The sequence below is a fragment of the Dietzia cercidiphylli genome, from assembly GCF_014145145.1.
GTDB classification, from domain to species: Bacteria; Actinomycetota; Actinomycetes; order Mycobacteriales; family Mycobacteriaceae; genus Dietzia; species Dietzia natronolimnaea.
In genome coordinates, this window is the sequence record NZ_JAALEA010000264.1 from 1 (window position 1) to 1,288 (window position 1,288).

The following is a 1,288-nucleotide window of genomic DNA, read 5'->3' on the forward strand; positions in this document are numbered from 1 at the left end:
GGATCGTCCGCTCGGTTTTCTCCTGGTAGTCGCGGTAGTCGGGGTACACCGCGACCGCCCGATCCCACCACAGGTCGCGTTCCGCACCGGTCACCTCGCGGGCGACGAAGTCACCGACCCGGTCCTTGTCCCGCACCTCAACGTGCGGGTGGGCCTTGATGTTCCAGTACCAGACCGGATGGGTGGGTGCGCCGCCCAGGGAGGCGACGGCGGCGTAGGAACCGTCGTGCTCGACCCGCATCAGGGGAGTCTTGCGCAGCTTCCCCGACTTCTTGCCCACGGTGGTCACGATGACCACCGGCATGCCCGACAGCTCGGAGCCCGACGCCCCGTTGCTCTTCTCGTACTGCTCGACCTGGTCCCGCACCCACGTGCTGGGGCTGGGCTCGTACTCGCCGGACAACGGCATGATGGCCTCTCTCGTCAGTGCGATCCCGCTCGGTGGGTCGTCACCGAGGCGACATTACGCCCGACCCGGCGAGGGGCTCGGTGAACCTCCGGAGCGCCGCGATCACCGCGAGGTAGCGGGCGGACTGCACCGCGTCGAACCCGTGCTGCGCGCCGGGGAGCTCGGCGTAGACCACGGGGTTCGACGACCCGCCCCGCAGGTGCCGCACCAGCCTGCGCGAACCCTTGACCGGGGTGTACATGTCGTCGGTACCGTGGATGATCGCGATCGGGGGCGCGCCCTCCGCCGGGTGGCGGACCGGGTCGGAGACGTCCTTCGTGCCCGCGCCCAGACGGCCGTAGTAGCCGTAGAGCCCGATCGCACCCGCCAGGGAGGTGTCCAGGTCCTCGAAGCCGGGTTGGAATCTCGGGTCGCCGGCGGTCAGAGCGGTCATCATGGCGATGTGCGCGCCGGCCGAGCTGCCCGCCACAACGATCGGGGCGTCCGCCGGGATACCGTGCGCGGGGCCCTCCGTGCGGATCCAGCGGATCAGCCTCTTGACGTCCACCAGGTGCTGGGGGAAGCCCGCCTCCGGCGTGGACGAGAGGTGGTAGGTGGTGCTGATCGCGGCCCAGCCGCGGAGCGCGTGGTCGAAGAGCATCGCCCGCGACTCCCGGCTCGGCCCGCCCGCGCGGAAGTGCCCGCCGTGGATGTGGATCAGCACCCCGCGCACGCTCTCGGTCCCTCTCCCGGTGTAGAGGTCGAACCGGGTCGCGCGGGCGTCAGGTCCGTAGGCGAGGTGGGTGCGGGCCTCGACGCCGCGCGGCCGGAGGGGCCACGGCTGGAGGAGCACCGTCCGCCACGGCGTGCGGTGGCGGGCTGCGGACCTCGTCTTCGTCG

Annotated in this window: 2 protein-coding genes; both read right to left on the reverse strand. The window is 71.5% G+C overall.

All coding sequences use genetic code 11. The annotated features are described in order from the left end of the window. A partial coding sequence (locus G6028_RS09980; RefSeq protein ID WP_182658766.1) for a nitroreductase family deazaflavin-dependent oxidoreductase occupies window positions 1-409 on the reverse strand: 409 nt, incomplete at its 3' end. A 40-nt stretch (window positions 410-449) separates the two neighbouring features. After that, the coding region (locus tag G6028_RS09985; RefSeq protein ID WP_182658767.1) for an alpha/beta hydrolase at window positions 450-1,288 on the reverse strand (839 nt) is incomplete at its 5' end.